This is a genomic window from Enterobacter sp. 6722112 (genome assembly GCF_058661685.1).
The window spans coordinates 3853796-3870341 of the sequence record NZ_JBZWGR010000007.1 but is presented as its reverse complement, the minus strand read 5'-3'; the positions used below and the strand labels follow the sequence as shown (position 1 = coordinate 3870341).

The following is a 16546-nucleotide window of genomic DNA, read 5'->3' as shown; positions in this document are numbered from 1 at the left end:
TATGGATAAGAAATCTGCTCGTATCCGTCGTGCGACCCGCGCACGCCGCAAGCTCAAAGAGCTGGGTGCAACTCGCCTGGTGGTACATCGTACCCCGCGTCATATTTACGCACAGGTAATTGCACCGAACGGTTCTGAAGTTCTGGTAGCTGCTTCTACTGTAGAAAAAGCTATCTCAGAACAATTGAAGTATACCGGTAACAAAGACGCCGCAGCAGCTGTAGGTAAAGCTGTAGCTGAACGCGCTCTGGAAAAAGGCATCAGCAATGTTTCCTTTGACCGTTCCGGGTTCCAATATCATGGTCGTGTCCAGGCACTGGCAGATGCTGCCCGTGAAGCTGGCCTTCAGTTCTAAGGTAGAGGTGTAAGATGGCTCACATCGAAAAACAGGCTGGCGAACTGCAGGAAAAGCTGATCGCGGTAAACCGCGTATCTAAAACCGTTAAAGGTGGTCGTATTTTCTCCTTCACAGCTCTGACTGTAGTGGGTGATGGTAACGGTCGCGTTGGTTTTGGTTACGGTAAAGCGCGTGAAGTTCCAGCAGCGATCCAGAAAGCGATGGAAAAAGCCCGTCGCAATATGATTAACGTCGCGCTGAACAACGGTACCCTGCAACACCCAGTTAAAGGTGTTCACACGGGTTCTCGTGTATTCATGCAGCCAGCTTCCGAAGGTACCGGTATCATCGCCGGTGGTGCAATGCGCGCCGTTCTGGAAGTTGCTGGAGTTCATAACGTTCTGGCTAAAGCATATGGTTCCACCAACCCGATCAACGTGGTTCGTGCAACTATTGATGGCCTGGAAAATATGAATTCTCCAGAAATGGTCGCTGCCAAGCGTGGTAAATCCGTTGAAGAAATTCTGGGGTAATTGACCATGGCAAAGACTATTAAAATCACTCAAACCCGCAGTGCAATCGGTCGTCTGCCGAAACACAAGGCAACGCTGCTTGGCCTGGGTCTGCGTCGTATTGGTCATACCGTTGAGCGCGAGGATACTCCTGCTGTTCGTGGTATGGTCAACGCGGTTTACTTCATGGTTAAAGTTGAGGAGTAAGAGATGCGTTTAAATACTCTGTCTCCGGCCGAAGGCTCTAAAAAGGCGGGTAAACGCCTGGGTCGTGGTATCGGTTCTGGCCTCGGCAAAACCGGTGGTCGTGGTCACAAAGGTCAGAACTCTCGTTCTGGCGGTGGCGTACGTCGCGGTTTCGAGGGTGGCCAGATGCCACTGTACCGTCGTCTGCCGAAGTTCGGCTTCACCTCTCGCAAAGCAGCGATCACAGCGGAAATCCGTCTGTCTGACCTGGCGAAAGTTGAAGGCGGCGTTGTAGACCTGAACACGCTGAAAGCGGCTAACATTATCGGTATCCAGATCGAGTTCGCGAAAGTGATCCTGGCTGGTGAAGTTTCTACTCCGGTAACTGTTCGTGGCCTGCGTGTTACTAAAGGTGCTCGTGCTGCTATCGAAGCTGCTGGCGGTAAAATTGAGGAATAAGTAGCAGATGGCTAAGCAACCGGGATTAGATTTTCAAAGTGCCAAAGGTGGATTTGGCGAGCTGAAACGCAGACTGCTGTTTGTAATCGGCGCGCTGATTGTGTTCCGTATTGGCTCTTTTATTCCGATCCCTGGTATTGATGCCGCTGTACTTGCCAAACTGCTTGAGCAACAGCGAGGCACCATCATTGAAATGTTCAACATGTTCTCTGGTGGTGCTCTCAGCCGTGCTTCTATTTTCGCACTGGGTATTATGCCGTACATTTCGGCATCGATTATTATCCAGCTGCTGACGGTCGTTCATCCGGCCCTGGCAGAGTTGAAGAAAGAAGGGGAGTCTGGACGTCGTAAGATTAGCCAGTACACCCGTTACGGCACTCTGGTGCTGGCAATATTCCAGTCGATCGGTATTGCTACCGGTCTTCCGAATATGCCTGGTATGCAAGGTCTGGTATTAAACCCAGGCTTTGCATTCTATTTCACCGCTGTTGTAAGTCTGGTCACAGGGACCATGTTCCTGATGTGGCTCGGCGAACAGATTACTGAACGAGGTATCGGTAACGGTATCTCAATCATTATCTTCGCCGGTATCGTTGCGGGTCTCCCGCCGGCCATCGCCCATACTATCGAGCAAGCGCGTCAAGGCGACCTGCACTTCCTCCTGTTGCTGTTGGTTGCAGTATTAGTATTTGCAGTGACGTTCTTTGTTGTCTTCGTTGAACGTGGTCAACGCCGCATTGTGGTGAACTACGCTAAACGTCAGCAGGGTCGTCGTGTCTATGCTGCACAGAGCACACATTTACCGCTGAAAGTGAATATGGCGGGGGTTATCCCGGCTATCTTCGCTTCCAGTATTATTCTGTTCCCGGCAACCATCGCGTCATGGTTCGGGGGCGGTACTGGTTGGAACTGGCTGACAACAATTTCGCTGTATTTGCAGCCTGGGCAACCACTTTATGTGTTACTCTATGCGTCTGCGATCATCTTCTTCTGTTTCTTCTACACGGCGTTGGTCTTCAACCCGCGTGAAACAGCAGATAACCTGAAGAAGTCCGGTGCATTTGTACCAGGAATTCGTCCGGGAGAGCAAACGGCGAAGTATATCGATAAAGTAATGACTCGCCTGACTTTGGTTGGTGCGCTTTATATTACTTTTATCTGCCTGATCCCGGAGTTCATGCGTGATGCAATGAAAGTACCGTTCTACTTCGGTGGGACCTCACTGCTTATCGTTGTTGTCGTGATTATGGACTTTATGGCTCAAGTGCAAACTCTGATGATGTCCAGTCAGTATGAGTCTGCATTGAAGAAGGCGAACCTGAAAGGCTACGGCCGCTAACTGGTCGCCTGAGAAGTTACGGAGAGTAAAAATGAAAGTTCGTGCTTCCGTCAAGAAATTATGCCGTAACTGCAAAATCGTTAAGCGTGATGGTGTCATCCGTGTGATTTGCAGTGCCGAGCCGAAGCATAAACAGCGCCAAGGCTGATTATTTCGCATATTTTTCTTGCAAAGTTGGGTTGAGCTGGCTAGATTAGCCAGCCAATCTTTTGTATGTCTGTACGTTTCCATTTGAGTATCCTGAAAACGGGCTTTTCAGCATGGTGCGTACATATTAAATAGTAGGAGTGCATAGTGGCCCGTATAGCAGGCATTAACATTCCTGATCAGAAACATGCTGTGATCGCATTAACTTCGATCTATGGCGTCGGCAAGACCCGTTCTAAAGCCATTCTGGCTGCAGCGGGTATCGCTGAAGATGTTAAGATCAGTGAGCTGTCTGAAGAACAAATCGACACGCTGCGTGACGAAGTTGCCAAATTTGTCGTTGAAGGTGATCTGCGCCGTGAAATCAGCATGAGCATCAAGCGCCTGATGGATCTTGGTTGCTATCGCGGTTTGCGTCATCGTCGTGGTCTGCCAGTGCGCGGTCAGCGTACTAAGACCAACGCACGTACCCGTAAGGGTCCGCGCAAACCGATCAAGAAATAATCGGGGTGATTGAATAATGGCAAAGGCACCAGTTCGTGCACGTAAACGTGTAAGAAAACAAGTCTCTGACGGCGTGGCTCATATCCATGCTTCTTTCAACAACACCATCGTTACTATTACTGATCGTCAGGGTAACGCATTGGGTTGGGCAACAGCCGGTGGTTCCGGTTTCCGTGGTTCTCGCAAATCCACTCCGTTCGCAGCTCAGGTTGCAGCAGAGCGTTGCGCTGAAGCCGTAAAAGAATACGGCATCAAGAATCTGGAAGTTATGGTTAAAGGTCCGGGTCCGGGTCGTGAATCTACTGTTCGCGCTCTGAACGCCGCTGGTTTCCGCATCACGAATATTACTGATGTGACTCCGATCCCTCATAACGGTTGTCGTCCGCCGAAAAAACGTCGCGTATAACGCTCGTTTTTTAGGTTAGTTGGAGATAGAAAATGGCAAGATATTTGGGTCCTAAGCTCAAGCTGAGCCGTCGTGAGGGCACCGACTTATTCCTTAAGTCTGGCGTTCGCGCGATCGATACCAAGTGTAAAATTGAACAAGCTCCTGGCCAGCACGGTGCGCGTAAACCGCGTCTGTCTGACTATGGTGTGCAGTTGCGTGAAAAGCAAAAAGTTCGCCGTATCTACGGTGTGCTGGAGCGTCAGTTCCGTAACTACTATAAAGAAGCAGCACGTCTGAAAGGCAACACAGGTGAAAACCTGCTGGCTCTGCTGGAAGGTCGTCTGGACAACGTTGTATACCGTATGGGCTTCGGCGCGACTCGTGCTGAATCACGCCAGCTGGTTAGCCATAAAGCAATCATGGTAAACGGTCGTGTTGTTAACATCGCTTCTTATCAGGTTAAAGCGAATGACGTTGTTAGCATTCGTGAGAAAGCGAAAAAGCAATCTCGCGTGAAAGCCGCTCTGGAGCTGGCTGAGCAGCGTGAAAAGCCAACCTGGCTGGAAGTTGATGCTGGCAAGATGGAAGGTACGTTCAAGCGTCAGCCAGAACGTTCTGATCTGTCTGCGGACATTAACGAACACCTGATCGTCGAGCTTTACTCCAAGTAAAGCTTAGTACCAAAGAGAGGACACAATGCAGGGTTCTGTGACAGAGTTTCTAAAACCGCGCCTGGTAGATATCGAGCAAGTGAGTTCGACGCACGCCAAGGTGACCCTTGAGCCTTTAGAGCGTGGCTTTGGCCATACTCTGGGTAACGCACTGCGCCGTATTCTGCTCTCATCGATGCCGGGTTGCGCGGTGACCGAGGTTGAGATTGATGGTGTACTTCATGAGTACAGCACCAAAGAAGGCGTTCAGGAAGATATCCTTGAAATCCTGCTCAACCTGAAAGGGCTGGCGGTGAGAGTTCAGGGTAAAGATGAAGTTATTCTTACTCTGAATAAATCTGGCATTGGCCCTGTGACTGCAGCCGACATCACCCACGACGGTGATGTTGAAATCGTCAAGCCGCAGCACGTGATCTGCCACCTGACCGATGAGAACGCAGCTATTAGCATGCGTATCAAAGTTCAGCGCGGTCGTGGTTATGTGCCGGCTTCTGCCCGAATTCATTCGGAAGAAGATGAGCGCCCAATCGGCCGTCTGCTGGTCGACGCATGCTACAGCCCTGTAGAGCGTATTGCCTACAATGTTGAAGCAGCGCGTGTAGAACAGCGTACCGACCTGGACAAGCTGGTCATCGAAATGGAAACCAATGGCACAATCGATCCTGAAGAGGCGATTCGTCGTGCGGCAACCATCCTGGCAGAACAACTGGAAGCTTTCGTTGACTTACGTGATGTACGTCAGCCGGAAGTGAAAGAAGAGAAACCAGAATTCGATCCGATCCTGCTGCGCCCTGTTGACGATCTGGAATTGACTGTCCGCTCTGCTAACTGCCTCAAGGCAGAAGCTATCCACTATATCGGTGATCTGGTACAGCGTACCGAGGTTGAGTTGCTGAAAACGCCGAACCTGGGTAAAAAATCTCTTACCGAGATTAAAGACGTGCTGGCTTCACGTGGTCTGTCTCTGGGCATGCGCCTGGAAAACTGGCCACCAGCAAGCATTGCTGACGAGTAACCGGATCACAGGTTAAGGTTTTACTGAGAAGGATAAGGTCATGCGCCATCGTAAGAGTGGTCGTCAACTGAACCGCAACAGCAGCCATCGCCAGGCTATGTTCCGCAACATGGCAGGTTCACTGGTTCGTCATGAAATCATCAAGACGACCCTGCCTAAAGCGAAAGAGCTGCGTCGCGTAGTTGAGCCGCTGATTACTCTTGCCAAGACTGACAGCGTTGCTAATCGTCGTCTGGCATTCGCCCGTACTCGTGATAACGAGATCGTGGCAAAACTGTTTAACGAACTGGGCCCGCGTTTCGCGAGCCGTGCCGGTGGTTACACTCGCATTCTGAAGTGTGGCTTCCGTGCAGGCGACAACGCGCCGATGGCTTACATCGAGCTGGTTGATCGTTCAGAGAAAGCAGAAGCTGCTGCAGAGTAATCTGTAGTAACGTAAAAAAACCCGCCTCGGCGGGTTTTTTTATATCCGCAGAATCTCCACTTATCTACAATGTCTGTATCTTTTCTGCTCACCCCCTGGAGTTCATTATGTGGTTGCTCGATCAGTGGGCTGAACGCCATATTTGCGATGCCCAAAACAAAGGCGAGTTCGAAAATCTTCCCGGCAGCGGTGAGCCGCTGATTCTGGACGATGATTCACATATTCCCCCTGAATTACGGGCCGGTTATCGCTTACTGAAAAACGCAGGTTGTTTACCGCCTGAACTTCAGCAACGCAATGAAGCCGTCGAGCTTGCCGATCTGCTTAAAGGCATTCATAAGAATGACCCGCGGTACTCCGAAATCAGTCGTCGGTTGGCGCTCATCGAGCTAAAACTGCGCCAGACGGGAATGAATACTGACTTTTTGCATGGTGAGTACAGTGAAAGGTTAATGCAAAAAATAAACGAGGAGTAGCCATGTACCGCATAGGTGAACTTGCGAAGCTTGCTAACGTAACGCCGGATACTATCCGCTACTACGAAAAGCAGCAGATGATCGATCATGAGGTCAGAACGGAAGGTGGATTTCGCCTTTATACGGATAACGACCTGCAACGCCTTCGTTTTATCCGCTATGCACGGCAACTCGGCTTCACGCTGGAGTCGATCCGTGAACTGCTGTCGATCCGTATCGATCCTGAACATCATACGTGTCAGGAATCTAAAAGCATCGTTCAGGCCCGGCTGGATGAAGTTGAAGGACGCATTCAGGAGCTGCAAGCCATGCAGCGATCTCTGCAAAAGTTAAATGACGCGTGCTGCGGTACCGCTCATAGCAGTGTTTATTGCTCAATACTGGAAGCTCTTGAACAGGGCGCCAGTAGTGAAACTCAGGGTTGTTGATTTTTTATCAGCCAGGGACTAGACTCCCGCCGACATTAACTATGCTCAGGAGAAATGATGAGCCGCTATCAGCATACGAAGGGACAAATTAAGGATAACGCCATTGAGGCATTGCTTCACGACCCGCTTTTCAGACAGCGTGTTGAGAAGAACAAGAAAGGAAAAGGGAGTTATTTACGTAAAGGTAAACATGCACAACGGGGTAACTGGGAGGCCAGTGGCAAGCAAGCTAATCGCTTTTTTACCACTGGCCTTTCTGTTTCTGTCGCCTGATCAAACGCGGTTGTTCTGCTCTTTTAACAGATCGCGAATTTCAGTCAGTAAGACTTCTTCTTTAGTTGGTGCTGGCGGGGCAGCAGCCGGTTCTTCTTTTTTACGGTTAAGTCTGTTGATAAGTTTGATCGCCATGAAAATGGCAAATGCCACGATCACGAAATCAAATACGTTCTGAATGAATACGCCATAGTGCATTACAACCGCAGGGATATCGCCCTGAGCCTCCCGAAGGGTGAAGGCGAACTGTTTGAAATCAATGCCTCCAATCAACAGTCCTAACGGCGGCATAATAATGTCGGCGACTAATGATGAAACGATCTTACCGAACGCCGCACCAATAATGACACCCACAGCCAAATCCACCACATTCCCGCGCATCGCAAATTCGCGAAACTCTTTAATAAAACTCATTATGTTCTCCTTGTGCCAGCTGACGCCTATAAGTTTAACAAATGATTAGCTAATTGCCATTGGGGATAAATAATCGTTATGAAAAATAAAAGGCATGAAAATTAGAAGGTTAATATTTGGGTGCTCTCGTCTGAGCACCCAAATCATTACAGGAAGAACGGGCTTGGCTGGAATAAACGCTCGACGTCGGTAATAAATTTTTTATCGGTCAGGAACATAATAACGTGGTCACCCTGCTCAATACGTAAATTATCATTGGCGATCATGACATCGTTACCTCGCACTACGGCGCCGATAATGGTGCCTGGTGGAAGTTTAATTTCGTCGATCGCGCGACCAACAACGCGCGACGTCGTTTCATCCCCATGAGCGACGGCTTCAATGGCTTCAGCAACACCACGACGAAGAGACGACACGCCGACAATATCCGCTTTACGTACATGGCTTAGCAGGGCAGAAATGGTGGCTTGCTGAGGCGAAATAGCAATATCAATTACGCTACCCTGTACCAGGTCGACATAAGCCTTACGCTGGATAAGCACCATTACTTTTTTCGCCCCCATACGTTTAGCGAGCATGGCGGACATAATATTCGCTTCGTCGTCGTTGGTGACGGCAATAAAAAGATCAACCTGATCGATATGCTCTTCGGCCAGCAATTCCTGATCCGAAGCATCGCCATAAAACACGATAGTATTCTGAAGCTTTTCAGCCAGCTCCGACGCGCGCTGTTGATCTCGTTCGATCAGCTTCACGCTGTAGTCTTTTTCCAGCCGTCTCGCCAGACCTGCGCCAATATTACCGCCGCCAACCAGCATAATACGTTTATACGGTTTTTCGAGACGCTGAAGTTCACTCATCACCGCACGGATATGCTGAGAAGCCGCAATAAAGAAGACTTCATCCCCGGCTTCGACAATGGTGGACCCTTGCGGACGAATAGGTCTGTCGTGACGGAAAATCGCCGCAACACGCGTATCGATATGTGGCATATGCTCGCGCATTGTCGACAGGGCATTACCAATCAGCGGGCCGCCGTAATAAGCCTTCACAACCGCCAGGCTTACTTTTCCTTCCGCAAAGTTCACAACCTGCAACGCGCCCGGGTACTCAATCAGACGATAAATACTGTCGATAACCAGCTGTTCAGGGGCAATAAGATGGTCGATAGGTACTGCTTCGGAATTAAACAGCTTTTCCGCATCCCGGACATAGTCCGGGGAGCGAATGCGGGCGATGCGGTTCGGTGTGTTGAAAAGCGAGTAGGCCACCTGACATGCAACCATGTTGGTTTCATCAGAACTGGTTACTGCAACCAGCATGTCGGCATCGTCCGCGCGCGCCTCCCGAAGCACACGTGGGTGAGAGCCGTGCCCCTGTACAACACGAAGATCAAACTTGTCCTGCAAAACGCGCAGGCGATCGCCATTGGTATCCACAATGGTGATATCGTTGTTTTCGCCCACGAGATTTTCCGCCAGCGTTCCGCCAACTTGCCCTGCGCCCAGAATGATAATTTTCATCTTTCGTGACCTGTTCTCAACATCACTCTTTGATTAGCTTAGCGTAAAAGAAACCATCACCCTCTTCTGCGCCCGGCAGGTTTTGCAGACCCGGGTGCTCAGGTGTTCCCGTATCATGCAGCGTAGCGTCCGGGGTGCGTTTCAGGAAAGCCGCAATTTGCTGACGGTTCTCTTCCGGAAGAACAGAGCAGGTTGCATACACCAGGGTTCCGCCGGGTTTGAGATGCGGCCAGATGGCATCCAGAATTTCGGATTGCAACTGGGCAAGCTCCTTGATATCACGATCGCGACGCAGCCATTTGATATCGGGATGACGACGAATCACGCCAGTTGCTGAGCAAGGGGCGTCCAGCAAAATACGATCGAACCTGGTATCACCACACCAGTCTGCGGGTTTACGTCCATCGCCTTGCTTAACCTGAGCTTTCATACCCAGACGCTTGAGGTTGTCATAGACGCGTGAAAGACGCTGCTCATCAACATCCACGGCCATCACGCTGGCCTGCGGCGCCACTTCCAGAATATGCGTTGTTTTCCCCCCTGGCGCTGCACAGAGATCAAGGATCTGCTCCCCGTCTTTCGGTTCAAGCCAGGTCATGCAGCCCTGAGCGGATGCGTCCTGTACCGTTACCCAGCCCTCTTCAAAACCGGGTAATGCATGTACCGGTGCAGGGGAGGCTAAACGAACCGCATCAGGATAAGCAGCGTGTGTGAAGCCGCTCATTCCGGCCTCTTCCAGCAGGGCCAGCCATGCGTCGCGGGTATGATGGTTACGATTGACGCGTAACCACATCGGCGGACGTTGGTTATTGGCATCCACAATGTCTTGCCATTGCTGTGGGTAGGCTTTTTTAAGGCGATTCAGCAGCCATTCAGGGTGCAGGAAGCGCGATTCGCTTTGCGCAAATTCTGCCAGCAGTTCGTCCTGCTGACGCTGGAACTGACGCAGCACGCCGTTAATCAATCCTTTCAGCTGGGGACGTTTAATCGAAACGGCACCCTCCACTGTCTCAGCCAGCGCAGCATGAGGTGGAATGCGGGTATGAAGAAGCTGGTAGAAACCGACCATGATCAAATAATGCACGGTACGCTGCTTGCCGCTCATCGGGCGTGACATCAGCTTATTAATTAACCATTCAAGCTGAGAGAGGGTGCGCAGCACGCCAAAGCACAGCTCCTGAAGCAGGGCTTTGTCTTTATCGGAAACCTTTTGTTGCAGTGCAGGCAGGACATTACTCAGTGACTGGCCCTGCTCAATAACCTGCTCAACGGCCTGAGCCGCCATAGTGCGTAGATTTTGTCTTTTCATAACCGTAAAAATAAAAATGCCCGGAAACACCGGGCCTTAAGAGTAAATTTGTTCAGGCAAGGCGATTGCCAGGGATGAACCATTCACGACGGGAATTTAATAGATCCTGCGCGCTCATTGCCTTTTTACCGGCCGGTTGCAGCGATTCAAGATTCAGGATCCCTTCTCCGGTCGCAACCTGGATACCGTTTTTGCTGGCGTCGATAATCGTACCGGGCTCTGCCGAAGTATTGCCGTTAATAACTGAAGCTTTCCAGACTTTCACTGGCTGCTCATCAATCATCAACCAGCTCATCGGCCATGGATTAAAGGCGCGGATGCAGCGTTCGAGTTGAGCTGCTGACAGGGACCAGTCGATCCGGGCTTCTTCTTTACTCAGTTTTTCAGCATAGGTCACCTGTGCCTCATCCTGCACTTCAGGTGTCGCTGTATTGTCAGCAAGCTGTTGCAGCGTCTCAATCAGCCCCTGTGGGCCGAGATCCGCCAGCTTGTCATACAGCGTGGCGCTGGTATCTCCTGCGGTGATGGGACACGCCAGTTTATACAGCATGTCGCCCGTGTCTAAACCTACGTCCATCTTCATGATTGTCACGCCAGTTTCAGCATCGCCTGCCCACAGAGCGCGCTGAATAGGGGCTGCACCACGCCAGCGTGGGAGCAAAGAACCATGAACGTTAACACAGCCCAGGCGGGGCATATCGAGTACCGCTTTCGGCAGAATGAGGCCGTAAGCCACAACTACCATCACGTCAGCGTTCAGATCTGCCACTAACTGCTGGTTTTCCTGAGGTCGTAATGACGCAGGCTGGAATACCGGTAAACCATGCGTTTCTGCCAGCACTTTAACCGGGCCAGGCATCAGTTTTTTACCGCGGCCAGCCGGACGGTCCGGCTGAGTAAATACGCCAACAATCTGATGACCAGACGATAGCAGCGCGTCGAGATGACGCGCTGCAAAATCAGGGGTACCCGCGAAGATTATACGTAGTGATGTAGACACGTTATTCCTTGTATCCGGGGGGCGTTAAGCGCGAGAACGCAAACGATCCAGTTTCTCAACTTTCTGACGAATACGCTGTTGCTTCAGTGGTGAGAGGTAATCGATAAACAGTTTACCGACCAGGTGATCCATCTCATGCTGAATGCAAATCGCCAGCAGATCGTCGGCTTCCAGCTCAAACGGATTGCCGTCACGATCCAGTGCGCGGATTTTAACTTTTTCGGCACGTGGCACCAAAGCGCGCTGTTCAGGGATAGACAGACAGCCTTCCTCAATACCTGTTTCGCCGCTTTTTTCCAGCAGCTCAGGGTTAATCAGCACCAGGCGCTCATCGCGATTTTCAGAAACGTCGATCACAATAATACGTTTGTGAATGTCTACCTGGGTCGCGGCAAGGCCAATGCCTTCTTCAGCGTACATGGTATCGAACATATCATCGACGATACGCTGAATTTCTGCATTCACTTCTTTAACCGGTTCCGCGACGATGCGAAGGCGCTCGTCAGGAATATGTAACACTTGCAAAACTGCCATAAATTTCCAGAGTCGTGTTCAGGAGTTGATAAGAATATTACTTCTATTCTAGACAAATCCCCGGTCGATTGACAGCATCAGTGACCAATCGCAAAGATTGCTGAGGCTGCTTATGGCAGAGAAAAGGATGACGTCCACAGAGATATGGTTACGGCTTATAAACATCGGGTCGTTATACGGTGACGCGATGCTGGAGATTGCGCAGAGGCTGCTTCGCCAGGCAACCGTCGATGCTGAAGCTGTCAACGCGTCAGGGCTTTCGCCCAAACATGCCGTAAAGTTTTTTTCGTTCAGTGAGAGTGAGCTTGAACGTAGTCTGGAATGGCTGGAACACACCGACAACCACCTTCTCACAGCGGATGATCCTCGCTTTCCGCCATTGTTACGTTCTATACCTGATTTTCCCGGGGCGCTATTTGTGCGAGGCCGCGTTGACGTGCTTAATAGCATGCAGCTTGCGGTTGTGGGCAGCCGTGCGCCCTCGTGGTATGGCGAGCGGTGGGGGAAAATGCTGAGTGAACAGCTGTCCCAATGTGGCTTTACGATCACCAGTGGCCTGGCTTGCGGCATCGATGGTGTGGCACATCATGCGGCGTTGTCAGCAAAAGGGCGAAGTGTCGCTGTGCTTGGCAATGGTCTTTTTAGTCTCTATCCGCGTCGTCATCACATTCTGGCTGAGCATCTTATCGCTTCAGAGGGGGCGATAGTGTCTGAGTTTTCACTTTCGACATCGCCCAGACCGGGTAACTTTCCACGGCGTAACCGGATCATCAGTGGGTTAAGCCAGGGCGTGCTGGTGGTCGAAGCTGCGATTCGGAGTGGATCGCTGGTTACCGCAAGGTGCGCACTGGAGCAGGGGCGTGAAGTTTTTGCGCTACCCGGCCCGTTGGGGAACCCTGGCTGCGAAGGCCCTCACTGGCTGATAAAACAGGGGGCGACGCTGGTGACCTGTAAAGAGGATATCCTGGAAAATTTGCAGTATGGATTGCATTGGTTGCAGGATGATCTCCAAAAGCGACATATTTCATCGGATCAGGAGGCAGTAGCATTGCCATTTCCCAAGCTCCTGGCTAACGTAGGAGATGAGGTAACACCTGTTGACGTTGTCGCTGAACGTGCCGGCCAACCTGTGCCAGTAACGGTAGCACAGCTACTCGAACTGGAGTTAGCAGGGTGGATCGCAGCTGTACCCGGCGGCTATGTCCGATTAAGGAGGGCATGCCATGTTCGACGTACTGATGTATTTGTTTGAGACTTACATCCACAACGAAGCAGAAATGCAGGTGGATCAGGACAAATTAACACGGGATCTGACCGACGCAGGTTTTGAGCGGGAAGATATTTATAATGCGTTGATGTGGCTGGATAAGTTGGCTGATTATCAGGACGGCCTCGCCGAACCGATGCAGCTTGCTTCTGACCCATTGTCTGTGCGCATCTATACAGCTGAAGAGTGTGAAAGGCTGGATGCCAGCTGCCGGGGATTCATTTTATTCCTCGAGCAGATTCAGGTGCTAAACCTCGAAACGAGAGAGATGGTGATAGAGCGCGTCATGGCGCTGGATACTGCTGAGTTTGAACTGGAAGATCTCAAATGGGTGATCCTGATGGTTCTGTTCAACATCCCAGGCTGTGAAAATGCCTATCAGCAAATGGAAGAATTACTCTTTGAAGTGAATGAAGGTATGCTGCATTAATTCTATGTGCAGCAACAAGAGTTGTTATGGCCAAATCAGCACTCTTCACGGTGCATAAAAACGAGCCCTGCCCACAGTGTGGGGCTGAACTTGTTATTCGGTCCGGGAAACACGGTCCGTTTCTCGGTTGTTCACGCTATCCGGAATGTGATTATGTCCGTCCCCTGAAAAGCCAGGCGGACGGACATATCGTCAAAATTCTGGAGGGACAGCTTTGTCCACTCTGTGGCGGCGAACTGGCGCTGCGGCAGGGGCGGTTCGGGATGTTTATCGGATGCAGCCGCTATCCGGAATGTGAACATACGGAACAAATTGATAAACCAGATGAAACGGCAATTGCCTGCCCTCAGTGCCAGCGTGGTCAATTGGTGCAGCGCCGCTCTCGTTATGGCAAGACCTTCCATTCGTGCGATCGCTATCCTGAATGTCAGTTCGTTATCAATTTCAAACCAGTAGCGGGCGTCTGCCCTCATTGCGATTATCCGTTACTTATAGAAAAGAAAACCGCGCAAGGCTTGAAACGCTTTTGCGCCAGTAAACAATGTGGAAAGCCGGTTTCGGCGGATCAAATCAGTGAATAATAACCTGCCATCAGGCTCCATCGCGCAGGCGGTGGACATCCTGAAAAAAGAAGAAGTCATCGCCTATCCAACAGAAGCCGTTTTCGGGGTCGGGTGCGATCCTGACAGCGAAGTCGCCGTTAACCGTCTGCTGGCGCTAAAACAGCGGCCTGTCGAAAAAGGATTGATTTTGATCGCTGCGAACTACGAGCAGCTTAAGCCTTATATTGATGATTCCATGCTGACACCTGCACAGCGGGAAACCATTTTCTCTGCGTGGCCTGGTCCCGTGACGTTTGTTTTCCCTGCACAACCGACAACGCCGCGCTGGCTAACCGGGCGTTTCGATTCACTCGCGGTACGCGTTACCGACCATCCCTTGGTGGTGGAGTTATGCCAGGCATTTGGTAAACCCCTGGTTTCAACCAGCGCCAACCTGACCGGGCTTCCCCCTTGTCGGACAACAGAAGAAGTTCTGGCGCAGTTCGGGAATGATTTCCCTGTAGCCGTGGGTGAAACCGGGGGGCGTCTTAACCCGTCAGAAATTCGCGATGCCTTGACCGGCGAACGTTTTCGCCAGGGATAATGTTATGGAAACCTATGCTGTTTTTGGTAACCCGATCGCGCACAGCAAGTCGCCTCTGATCCATCAGCTGTTTGCAGAGCAATTGCAGATAGATCACCCGTATGGTCGGGTTCTTGCGCCTGTTGATGCATTTATACCGACGCTGAATAGCTTTTTTGATGCGGGTGGTAAAGGTGCGAACGTCACGGTGCCTTTTAAAGAAGAGGCTTTCGGGCGTGCGGATGAGCTGACCGAGCGTGCGTCGCTCGCTGGTGCCGTCAATACCCTTAAGCGGCTTGAAGATGGTCGCCTTCTGGGCGATAACACCGATGGCATAGGTTTACTCAGCGATCTGGAACGACTGTCGTTTATTAAACCAGGCTTTCGGATCCTGCTGATCGGCGCGGGTGGCGCGTCGCGCGGCGTATTGCTTCCTCTTCTTTCGCTGGATTGTGCGGTGACAATCACCAACCGTACCTTCTCCAGAGCAGAAGAACTGGCGGCGTTGTTCGCACACACAGGCAGCGTAACTGCGGTAGCACTTGACGATCTCGCGAGTCACGAATTTGATCTTGTGATTAATGCCACCTCAAGCGGCATTAATGGAGAGATCCCGGCGATTCCTGCATCCCTGGTTCATTCCCACATCTACGCCTATGACATGTTTTATCAAAAAGGGAAAACGCCATTTCTGACCTGGTGTGAACAACAGGGGGCAAAACACGTGGCTGATGGTCTGGGCATGCTGGTGGGGCAGGCGGCTCATGCGGTGCTACTCTGGCATGGCGTGTTACCTGCTGTAGAACCGGTGATCGAAAAGCTGAAACAGGAACTGATGGCATGAATCAGGCGATTCATTTTCCCGACAGAGAAATCTGGGATGAAAATAAGCAAGCGGTTTGTTTCCCGGTGCTGGTGCATGGAATGCAGCTCACCTGTGCGATTAAAGGGGAGACGTTGCATCAGCGCTTTGGTGGTTCAGATCCGTTAGCGGTCTTTTGCGAAAATCGCTGGGATCTGGAAGAGGAAGCCAGCGATTTGATCCGCGATCAGCAGGAAGACGATCAGGGTTGGGTCTGGTTATCCTGATCCAGATAGTCATTCTTCCATTTAACGTAATTGTTCGCTGAGTATTTCAATCCTTCGATCTCCGCCTCTTTTAGGGGGCGGATCTGTTTAACCGGACTGCCTAAATAGAGATAGCCACTTTCCAGACGTTTGTTTTGCGGAACAAGGCTTCCTGCGCCAATCATTACGTCATCTTCTACTATGACGCCATCCAGCAAAATCGATCCCATCCCAACGAGCACCCTGTTACCGATTGTGCAGCCGTGGAGCATCACTTTATGACCGACGGTGACATCTTCCCCAATGATGAGCGGATTGCCCTCAGGGTTATAAGATGACTTATGAGTCACATGCAGCACGCTGCCGTCCTGAATATTGGTGCGTGCACCGATCGCAACGTAGTTAACATCGCCCCGGATCGCGACGAGTGGCCAGATGCTGACATCCTCGGCCATGCGAACATCACCAATGACCACGCTGCTGGTATCGATCATCACGCGATCGCCTTTTTGGGGGAACAGATCTTTATAAGGACGTAATACTGCAAACATATCTACCTCGATACAGATGAGCGCTATTAAAGAAGACTTTGATCGTATTCCTGGATCGAGGCAAGGCAAAATGCGTCAATTTTTAAGCGGATCGGGTGGGTTTTCAGCGAAAAGAACGGAAAATCATCAGTTGGAAAAAAAGATCTAAAAAATACTTGTGCTAAAA

General features: G+C 51.0%; 26 protein-coding genes. 20 read left to right on the top strand and 6 right to left on the bottom strand.

Annotation, left to right across the window (positions count from 1 at the left end; translation table 11 throughout):
* Position 1 precedes the first annotated feature (1 nt).
* From rplR to AC4OVU_RS19955, 14 genes are all read left to right on the top strand, one after another.
* Positions 2-355, top strand: a complete 354-nt coding sequence (gene rplR, locus AC4OVU_RS20020; protein ID WP_003863297.1) for a 50S ribosomal protein L18 — start codon at positions 2-4, stop codon at positions 353-355.
* Between the two features lie 14 nt (positions 356-369).
* Positions 370-870, top strand: coding sequence for a 30S ribosomal protein S5 (gene rpsE, locus AC4OVU_RS20015; protein ID WP_003863299.1), 501 nt, complete (start codon positions 370-372; stop codon positions 868-870).
* Between the two features lie 6 nt (positions 871-876).
* On the top strand, positions 877-1056 hold the full coding sequence (gene rpmD / locus AC4OVU_RS20010; protein ID WP_003863301.1) for a 50S ribosomal protein L30: 180 nt from the start codon (positions 877-879) through the stop codon (positions 1054-1056).
* A gap of 3 nt (positions 1057-1059) precedes the next feature.
* The gene (gene rplO, locus AC4OVU_RS20005; RefSeq protein WP_003863304.1) at positions 1060-1494 is read left to right on the top strand and encodes a 50S ribosomal protein L15; all 435 of its coding nucleotides are present in this window, start codon (positions 1060-1062) and stop codon (positions 1492-1494) included.
* A gap of 7 nt (positions 1495-1501) precedes the next feature.
* Positions 1502-2833 (top strand): preprotein translocase subunit SecY, encoded by a 1332-nt coding sequence (gene secY / locus AC4OVU_RS20000; protein ID WP_003863305.1) that lies wholly within the window; start codon positions 1502-1504, stop codon positions 2831-2833.
* Between the two features lie 31 nt (positions 2834-2864).
* On the top strand, positions 2865-2981 hold the full coding sequence (gene rpmJ / locus AC4OVU_RS19995; RefSeq protein WP_000868187.1) for a 50S ribosomal protein L36: 117 nt from the start codon (positions 2865-2867) through the stop codon (positions 2979-2981).
* Positions 2982-3127: 146 nt separating this feature from the next.
* Positions 3128-3484 (top strand): 30S ribosomal protein S13, encoded by a 357-nt coding sequence (gene rpsM / locus AC4OVU_RS19990; RefSeq protein WP_003863308.1) that lies wholly within the window; start codon positions 3128-3130, stop codon positions 3482-3484.
* A 16-nt stretch (positions 3485-3500) separates the two neighbouring features.
* The gene (gene rpsK, locus AC4OVU_RS19985; RefSeq protein ID WP_003863312.1) at positions 3501-3890 is read left to right on the top strand and encodes a 30S ribosomal protein S11; all 390 of its coding nucleotides are present in this window, start codon (positions 3501-3503) and stop codon (positions 3888-3890) included.
* Positions 3891-3922: 32 nt separating this feature from the next.
* Entirely contained in the window at positions 3923-4543 is a 621-nt protein-coding gene (gene rpsD / locus AC4OVU_RS19980; protein WP_003863314.1) for a 30S ribosomal protein S4, read from the top strand.
* A 25-nt stretch (positions 4544-4568) separates the two neighbouring features.
* Positions 4569-5558: a DNA-directed RNA polymerase subunit alpha gene (locus AC4OVU_RS19975; protein WP_002919219.1), complete on the top strand. Its 990-nt coding sequence runs from the start codon at positions 4569-4571 to the stop codon at positions 5556-5558.
* Between the two features lie 40 nt (positions 5559-5598).
* Positions 5599-5982, top strand: coding sequence for a 50S ribosomal protein L17 (gene rplQ, locus AC4OVU_RS19970; protein ID WP_001216368.1), 384 nt, complete (start codon positions 5599-5601; stop codon positions 5980-5982).
* Between the two features lie 107 nt (positions 5983-6089).
* On the top strand, positions 6090-6458 hold the full coding sequence (locus tag AC4OVU_RS19965; protein ID WP_023295520.1) for a DnaJ family domain-containing protein: 369 nt from the start codon (positions 6090-6092) through the stop codon (positions 6456-6458).
* 2 nt (positions 6459-6460) lie between these two features.
* Positions 6461-6886 carry a Zn(2+)-responsive transcriptional regulator gene (gene zntR / locus AC4OVU_RS19960; RefSeq protein WP_110293171.1) on the top strand — a complete coding sequence of 142 codons (426 nt, stop codon included), beginning with the start codon at positions 6461-6463 and terminating at the stop codon, positions 6884-6886.
* A 57-nt stretch (positions 6887-6943) separates the two neighbouring features.
* Entirely contained in the window at positions 6944-7159 is a 216-nt protein-coding gene (locus AC4OVU_RS19955) for an alternative ribosome-rescue factor A (RefSeq protein ID WP_017383729.1), read from the top strand.
* Here the strand turns inward: AC4OVU_RS19955 and mscL are convergent, their stop codons facing one another.
* The 5 genes from mscL to def all read right to left on the bottom strand — a co-directional run bounded on the left by mscL (position 7160) and on the right by def (position 11939).
* Positions 7160-7573, bottom strand: a complete 414-nt coding sequence (gene mscL, locus AC4OVU_RS19950; RefSeq protein ID WP_003863335.1) for a large-conductance mechanosensitive channel protein MscL — start codon at positions 7571-7573, stop codon at positions 7160-7162.
* 146 nt (positions 7574-7719) lie between these two features.
* Positions 7720-9096, bottom strand: a complete 1377-nt coding sequence (gene trkA, locus AC4OVU_RS19945; protein WP_491928777.1) for a Trk system potassium transporter TrkA — start codon at positions 9094-9096, stop codon at positions 7720-7722.
* A gap of 22 nt (positions 9097-9118) precedes the next feature.
* The gene (rsmB, locus tag AC4OVU_RS19940) at positions 9119-10405 is read right to left on the bottom strand and encodes a 16S rRNA (cytosine(967)-C(5))-methyltransferase RsmB (protein ID WP_129541191.1); all 1287 of its coding nucleotides are present in this window, start codon (positions 10403-10405) and stop codon (positions 9119-9121) included.
* A 52-nt stretch (positions 10406-10457) separates the two neighbouring features.
* The gene (fmt, locus tag AC4OVU_RS19935; RefSeq protein ID WP_017383727.1) at positions 10458-11405 is read right to left on the bottom strand and encodes a methionyl-tRNA formyltransferase; all 948 of its coding nucleotides are present in this window, start codon (positions 11403-11405) and stop codon (positions 10458-10460) included.
* A 24-nt stretch (positions 11406-11429) separates the two neighbouring features.
* A complete protein-coding gene (gene def / locus AC4OVU_RS19930) occupies positions 11430-11939 on the bottom strand; it encodes a peptide deformylase (RefSeq protein ID WP_006812188.1) in 510 nt (169 codons plus the stop codon).
* Between the two features lie 127 nt (positions 11940-12066).
* Here def and dprA point away from each other — a divergent pair, with 127 nt between their 5' ends.
* The 6 genes from dprA to AC4OVU_RS19900 are packed head-to-tail and all read left to right on the top strand — an operon-like array spanning position 12067 to position 15850.
* A complete protein-coding gene (gene dprA / locus AC4OVU_RS19925; RefSeq protein ID WP_110293174.1) occupies positions 12067-13191 on the top strand; it encodes a DNA-protecting protein DprA in 1125 nt (374 codons plus the stop codon).
* On the top strand, positions 13163-13636 hold the full coding sequence (smg, locus tag AC4OVU_RS19920; protein WP_000460665.1) for a DUF494 family protein Smg: 474 nt from the start codon (positions 13163-13165) through the stop codon (positions 13634-13636). Before dprA ends, smg begins: the two co-directional genes overlap by 29 nt.
* A 26-nt stretch (positions 13637-13662) precedes the next feature.
* Entirely contained in the window at positions 13663-14217 is a 555-nt protein-coding gene (locus AC4OVU_RS19915; RefSeq protein ID WP_032649692.1) for a DNA topoisomerase family protein, read from the top strand.
* Complete coding sequence (gene tsaC / locus AC4OVU_RS19910; protein WP_017383724.1) at positions 14210-14782, top strand: L-threonylcarbamoyladenylate synthase type 1 TsaC; 573 nt, start codon at positions 14210-14212, stop codon at positions 14780-14782. Before AC4OVU_RS19915 ends, tsaC begins: the two co-directional genes overlap by 8 nt.
* Positions 14783-14786: 4 nt before the next feature.
* Positions 14787-15605, top strand: coding sequence for a shikimate dehydrogenase (aroE, locus tag AC4OVU_RS19905; protein WP_032104911.1), 819 nt, complete (start codon positions 14787-14789; stop codon positions 15603-15605).
* Complete coding sequence (locus AC4OVU_RS19900) at positions 15602-15850, top strand: DUF1488 family protein (RefSeq protein WP_015571398.1); 249 nt, start codon at positions 15602-15604, stop codon at positions 15848-15850. The genes aroE and AC4OVU_RS19900 overlap by 4 nt, the downstream gene beginning before the upstream one ends.
* On the opposite strand, the gene AC4OVU_RS19895 is transcribed toward AC4OVU_RS19900, so the two are convergent.
* Positions 15826-16380 carry a gamma carbonic anhydrase family protein gene (locus tag AC4OVU_RS19895; RefSeq protein WP_023295516.1) on the bottom strand — a complete coding sequence of 185 codons (555 nt, stop codon included), beginning with the start codon at positions 16378-16380 and terminating at the stop codon, positions 15826-15828. The genes AC4OVU_RS19900 and AC4OVU_RS19895 overlap by 25 nt on opposite strands.
* Between the last annotated feature and the right edge of the window lie 166 nt (positions 16381-16546).

Bases quoted from the DNA above. Each gene is read 5' to 3' on its own strand.
- AC4OVU_RS19955 (WP_017383729.1), top strand. From the start codon at position 6,944: ATGAGCCGCTATCAGCATACGAAGGGACAAATTAAGGATAACGCCATT.
- rsmB (WP_129541191.1), bottom strand. From the start codon at position 10,405: ATGAAAAGACAAAATCTACGCACTATGGCGGCTCAGGCCGTTGAGCAG.
- rplQ (WP_001216368.1), top strand. From the start codon at position 5,599: ATGCGCCATCGTAAGAGTGGTCGTCAACTGAACCGCAACAGCAGCCAT.
- rpsE (WP_003863299.1), top strand. From the start codon at position 370: ATGGCTCACATCGAAAAACAGGCTGGCGAACTGCAGGAAAAGCTGATC.
- mscL (WP_003863335.1), bottom strand. From the start codon at position 7,573: ATGAGTTTTATTAAAGAGTTTCGCGAATTTGCGATGCGCGGGAATGTG.
- secY (WP_003863305.1), top strand. From the start codon at position 1,502: ATGGCTAAGCAACCGGGATTAGATTTTCAAAGTGCCAAAGGTGGATTT.
- rplR (WP_003863297.1), top strand. From the start codon at position 2: ATGGATAAGAAATCTGCTCGTATCCGTCGTGCGACCCGCGCACGCCGC.
- rpsK (WP_003863312.1), top strand. From the start codon at position 3,501: ATGGCAAAGGCACCAGTTCGTGCACGTAAACGTGTAAGAAAACAAGTC.
- rplO (WP_003863304.1), top strand. From the start codon at position 1,060: ATGCGTTTAAATACTCTGTCTCCGGCCGAAGGCTCTAAAAAGGCGGGT.
- AC4OVU_RS19965 (WP_023295520.1), top strand. From the start codon at position 6,090: ATGTGGTTGCTCGATCAGTGGGCTGAACGCCATATTTGCGATGCCCAA.
- aroE (WP_032104911.1), top strand. From the start codon at position 14,787: ATGGAAACCTATGCTGTTTTTGGTAACCCGATCGCGCACAGCAAGTCG.
- AC4OVU_RS19975 (WP_002919219.1), top strand. From the start codon at position 4,569: ATGCAGGGTTCTGTGACAGAGTTTCTAAAACCGCGCCTGGTAGATATC.
- rpsD (WP_003863314.1), top strand. From the start codon at position 3,923: ATGGCAAGATATTTGGGTCCTAAGCTCAAGCTGAGCCGTCGTGAGGGC.
- zntR (WP_110293171.1), top strand. From the start codon at position 6,461: ATGTACCGCATAGGTGAACTTGCGAAGCTTGCTAACGTAACGCCGGAT.
- dprA (WP_110293174.1), top strand. From the start codon at position 12,067: ATGACGTCCACAGAGATATGGTTACGGCTTATAAACATCGGGTCGTTA.
- AC4OVU_RS19900 (WP_015571398.1), top strand. From the start codon at position 15,602: ATGAATCAGGCGATTCATTTTCCCGACAGAGAAATCTGGGATGAAAAT.
- rpmD (WP_003863301.1), top strand. From the start codon at position 877: ATGGCAAAGACTATTAAAATCACTCAAACCCGCAGTGCAATCGGTCGT.
- AC4OVU_RS19895 (WP_023295516.1), bottom strand. From the start codon at position 16,380: ATGTTTGCAGTATTACGTCCTTATAAAGATCTGTTCCCCCAAAAAGGC.
- smg (WP_000460665.1), top strand. From the start codon at position 13,163: ATGTTCGACGTACTGATGTATTTGTTTGAGACTTACATCCACAACGAA.
- trkA (WP_491928777.1), bottom strand. From the start codon at position 9,096: ATGAAAATTATCATTCTGGGCGCAGGGCAAGTTGGCGGAACGCTGGCG.
- rpmJ (WP_000868187.1), top strand. From the start codon at position 2,865: ATGAAAGTTCGTGCTTCCGTCAAGAAATTATGCCGTAACTGCAAAATC.
- AC4OVU_RS19915 (WP_032649692.1), top strand. From the start codon at position 13,663: ATGGCCAAATCAGCACTCTTCACGGTGCATAAAAACGAGCCCTGCCCA.
- def (WP_006812188.1), bottom strand. From the start codon at position 11,939: ATGGCAGTTTTGCAAGTGTTACATATTCCTGACGAGCGCCTTCGCATC.